Origin of the sequence: Mycoplasmopsis primatum ATCC 25948 (genome assembly GCF_000702785.1) — a bacterium.
Lineage (GTDB): Bacteria > Bacillota_I > Bacilli_A > Mycoplasmatales > Metamycoplasmataceae > Mycoplasmopsis > Mycoplasmopsis primatum.
This window is the reverse complement of record NZ_JNJV01000042.1, coordinates 1-5,165: the sequence shown is the minus strand read 5'-3', so window position 1 is coordinate 5,165 and position 5,165 is coordinate 1. Positions and strand designations below refer to the sequence as shown.

Annotated in this window: 3 protein-coding genes; 1 reads left to right on the top strand and 2 read right to left on the bottom strand. The window is 28.9% G+C overall.

Annotated features, from left to right (window positions below):
* Positions 1–137: 137 nt before the first annotated feature.
* Positions 138–995 (bottom strand): bifunctional 5,10-methylenetetrahydrofolate dehydrogenase/5,10-methenyltetrahydrofolate cyclohydrolase, encoded by an 858-nt coding sequence (locus tag T386_RS0103935; protein WP_029513828.1) that lies wholly within the window; start codon positions 993–995, stop codon positions 138–140.
* Position 996: 1 nt separating this feature from the next.
* Positions 997–3,486 carry a valine--tRNA ligase gene (locus T386_RS0103930; RefSeq protein WP_029513827.1) on the bottom strand — a complete coding sequence of 830 codons (2,490 nt, stop codon included), beginning with the start codon at positions 3,484–3,486 and terminating at the stop codon, positions 997–999.
* A gap of 652 nt (positions 3,487–4,138) precedes the next feature.
* Here T386_RS0103930 and T386_RS04385 point away from each other — a divergent pair.
* Positions 4,139–5,165 (top strand): hypothetical protein (locus T386_RS04385; RefSeq protein WP_036460112.1); only part of this gene is annotated, 1,027 nt, incomplete at its 3' end.

Genomic DNA, 5,165 nt, shown 5'->3' with positions numbered 1-5,165 from the left:
ATTTTAACCTCCATTTGATTAAAAAATAACATTTGTTATTATATTAAAAATAATATTAATATCAAATATCTAAATTATGAACCTTAATTATTTTCATACGTAAATACTAAATAAAAAATTCTCAATAAATGAGAATTTTAAATTTGAAATTCGTATTTAATGGCTTTGGCAAGATTTTTAAACAATCAAACAACCGTTAAAGGTCCAACGCCGCCAGGAATTGGTGTATATGCTGATAATTTAGAATAATCTCCTTCAAGATCGGCATCGCCAACAAAGATCTTTTTGCCGTCTTTTTCAATCATAGTAAAACCAGCGTCAATTAGAATAGCACCTTCTTTGAAATTTTCTTGTTTGGCAAGACCTGGTTGTCCAGCTGAAAGCACAACTAAATCGGCAGATTCAATCCCTTTAATACCTGTGTTTTTATTATATGTAGCAACTGTGGCGCCATATTTTTTGATCAAGAATGCTGTTGGTTTTCCTACTAAATAACTTCTGCCAACAACGGCAACTTTTTTGTCTTTTAAGTCTAATTTATAGTAATTTATAATATCAGTAATAGCAGCAGCAGTAGCGGGAGTAAAGCTTAATAAATCATATTTGTCATTGTAAAAATTAAATGTACTTTTTTCACATAAACCATCAATATCTTTTTCAAGCCTGATACCATTCATAATAACTTTATATGAAATGTGTTCGGGCAATGGAAGTTGAACTACAATCCCATCAGCTTTTTCATTGATGTCGTCTAATTTTTTAAGCAATGAATTTTGACTAATGGTACTTTCATATTTATGAAAAACAACTTCAACACCTAATTCTTCAGCTTTTTTAATTTTATTTTTAATATACATAGTTGAAGCTGGTTCATCACCAACTTGAATAATAGACAAAATAGGTTTTCTGCCTATTAATTTAGTAATCTCATCAAACTCTTTGATAAGTTCAGCAGTTCTTTCATCTGCTATTTTTTTTCCATTTAATATAAGCATTTTAAACCTCCTTGCTATATTCTTCTAATTGTTTTTTGTAATTTTCTAATTTTTGTTTTTCTAAATCAATTTTATCTTTTGGAGCTTTTTGAATGAAATTCTTATTGCTTAACATTGATTCTGCTCTTTGAATCTCAAATTTGATTTTTTCGATTTTATCGGCTATAAAATTGGCTTTTTTGTCTTTTTGAATTTGATCTTCCTCAATTCAAATTTTAATTTCTCCATTAGTATAAAGAGTGTCTGTATTTTGATGAATTTCAGCATTAGCCATCTTATTTACAGCCATTGTAATAAACGGTGAAAGCTGTGTATCAGTACAATAAAAAACTTTTTGTTTTTTACTAATTTCATTGTTCTCACGATGCACTCTAATTGTTTTAACTATATCAATAATGCTATTAATATTTTTTACGGTTTTTGAAGCACTTAATCTCAAAACAGGAGCCTCATTATCAAGCAACTCTTGATTGAAAATCAATTCGAATAAATAATCTGTAATAAAAGGCAAAAATGGATGAGCTATTAATAAAAGTGTTTTGAGATTTTTTAATGCCTGCTGTTTATTTGGATACAACTTTAATAATTCAATATATCACGATGAAAAATCGTTATATATGAAACTTGACAACTCAGTTCCCACGATGGTAAATTCATATTTATACATTGCTTTATTAATTTTTGATTGCAAAACTTTTAATTTATTGCTAATTCAAACATCAGCAGGTGAAGCTTTTACAGAATTATCATCATCGAGCATATAAATATAGCGAGCTATATTTCATAATTTATTGCATAATGCTCATGCTGACTTAACTTTTTCTGTTGAAAATCTCGTATCTAAACCTGGAGATGAATTAGTTACTAAAAAGAATCTTAAAGCATCTGAACCATATTGAGCAATGACTTTACTTGGATCAATTCCATTATTTAGTGACTTAGACATTTTTCTATTTTGCTCATCACGTACAAGACCGTGGATTAAAACTTTTTCAAATGGTTTTTGTCCTTGAAATTCTAAACCGAAAAAATACATACGAGCGACCCAGAAAAAGATAATATCATAAGCGGTAACTAATAAACTTGTTGGATAATATCTTTTTACAAGTGTATCGTTATTAGGTCAACCTAAAAATGAAAATGGGGCTAGTCCGCTACTAAATCAAGTATCAAGCACATCAGTATCTTGCACTCAATCATTACCAGGAGATTCAACTTGGACTTTTATTTCGTTATCTTTATATCATGCTGGAATTCTATGACCCCATCATAATTGACGACTAATAGTTCAATCATGAATATTATTCAATCAGGTTTTTAACACACCTTCAAATCTATTGGGTAAGAACTTAACACTATTTTTAGTCTTTAAATCCTCAAGAACATTTTGAACTAGTTCATCCATTTTCACGAATCATTGAGGCATAACAAGTATTTCAACTGGCACTTTTGTTCTTTCTGAATAACCAACATTAGAAACAGTTTTTTCGCTTTTTACTATCAAATTGTTTTCATTTAAATATTTAGCAATTTCATCTCTTGCTTTTTCTCTATTTAGACCATGAAATTGACTACCTTTGCATTCAATAATCCCGTCTTGGTTAATAGTTTCAATAACTTCAAGATTATGTTTTTTAATGATGTCAATATCTACTTCCGCATGTGCTGAAAGTTTCATTAAGCCAGAAGCAAAAGTTTGATCAACATATTCATCTTTTATAACTGGAATAGTTTTTTTAGTTAAAGGATGAATAACAAATTTATTTTCATAATGTTTATATCTACTGTCACGTGGATTAAACACAACAGCTACATCACTTAATAAAGTTTCAAGTCTAACAGTAGCAATTGTTAAATAATCGTTGCTATTTTCAAGATAATATTTGATGTAGTACATTACTTGTTCTGTTGGTTCATTTATAACTTCAATATTTGATAAAGCGGTTTTTAAAACTGGATCTCAATTAATCGCACGTGTTCCGCGGTAAATAAGCCCTTTATTATATAAATCAATAAAGGCTTTATTAACTGCGTCGTTTGAATCTTTATCAAGAGTAAATCTCTCTCTTTCATAATCTAAGCCGATGCCTAATGTTTTTCATTGAGATCTAAATTTATTAGCATATTCATCTTTCCATTCTCATATTTTTTCAACAAACTTTTCGCGTCCGAGATCATATTTTGAAATATTTTCAGTTTCCTTTAATACCTTTTCAACTTTACTTTGAGTTGCGATTCCAGCATGATCCATACCAGCAATATAAAATGTATCATAACCCTCTAATTTCTTAAATCGAATAATGGAGTCTTGAATATATTCATCAAGAGCATGACCAATATGTAACATTCCAGTTACATTGGGAGGAGGTAAGAGAATAGAAAAAGGTTTTTTAGATAAGTCGTGCTTACTAAAAAATTTTTTATCAATTCATTTTTGAGAAATATCTTGTTCAAATTTAATAGGCTCATAATTTTTACTAATCTCTTTCATCTTACTCCTTTACATTATTGGTATGAAATAATTAAGAATATTTATATAAATATTATTATTTAGTATTATATCATATTTAGATATTTTAGGGCTTAAAATTGAAGCCAAAACTACACCATTTTTGCTTTTAAAATTTTACTTTTATGACTATAAAACAACAAAAAAATAAAAATTTGGATTTTGCTTAGCTCAGTAAAATATGTAATTAATATTTTATGAAAACATATGTATTTATAACAAAAAAGAATTTAATAAAAAATTACAAATGAAACCCCTTCATTCATAAAGTTAATTGGTTTTTAATATAATTAAATTAATATTTAAAACTAATTTTTCGGAGACATATTATGAGAAAAATAAATACGAGTGTAAAATTCATTTTGCCATTAATAAGTAGTTTAACTATTTGTAGCTCCAGTTTCTTAGCCTCTTGTTATCATTCTGACTCTAATGCAAATGAAACGAATCCTAACAATAAAACACAGCAAAATAATCAGTGAACAAGTGAAGAATCTAACAGTAATATTTTATTTAATGAAAGGGTGAATTTAAAACCTTTTATAAAACGATTGAATCATTAGATGAAAAACCTTCTGTTTTTAATGATACAGATAAATTTTTGGTTATAATTGGCGGTTATCACGATGATTGGATGTTTAATAATCCATATAAAGCTCTTTATATTGGTGGCGTTAAGTCTTATTATGACTATGTATTACAGATGAATAAACATGGAAACACTTCCCAAATTAAAAAAAGATATGAAAGATTAAAGTCTAATGAAAATGTATTAGACACAAAACAACAAAAAAGATTTGGTAGTATTTTTACAGAAGCTTCTACTTATAATTTAAATAAATTAGCTGAAATTTATGGTCAAATGTATAAAGGTGATAGTTATGCCAAATCATTATATGGTTTTAATGTATGTAATATAAATCAACCATATTATGAAGATTGAACTAAATTCAATTGACTCGCTTTTGATAAATGTTTAGGCGAAGGACTTGGTGAATATTCGCATGAAAGAATGCATAAATATTCCGAAAAATTTTATGAAAGAACTGACCGTCATTTTCTTCAAAGAAGAATAAAAGAATCATATAGTGATAATGATCATCCTCTTTATGTTAAAAGCATCAAAGGCCATCAGTATGACTATGCTTGTGGTGCTCAAGGTTTTGACTTATATTACAATGATAATTATCATACTAACGGAGTATCTGATGAATCAGATCCAATAGGTGTTTTTGTTACGGCTAAGGGCCAAAGTTTGCAAGGCAAAGGATGAAACCCCGCTAGCTATTACAGTGGTTTATATCCTTTTAGAGCCATTATGAACTCAAACATCAGCTCACTATCACTCAAACTACTCGCCAACTGAGTTGATTTCAACCTTAACTTCATGAATATGCTCAACGACGATAAAAAAACTTTCTATGAGCTCATTAATAACCCAACCTTCAAAAATACTCTCAATAACCTTAAAATCAGTGCCCTTGAATTACTTAAACCCACCAACTATGCTAACTGAGTAGAAGAAGGCGCAGGCAAGCCATACAAATTCTTTTCAGATGAAATTGCCCTTATGAAAGGCTCAAAAAGTTTGTCCCCAGAAGGCGAACCTTCCAACCAAAGACAATTCTATAAACTTGCCCTTCATATCTATAACCAAGTCG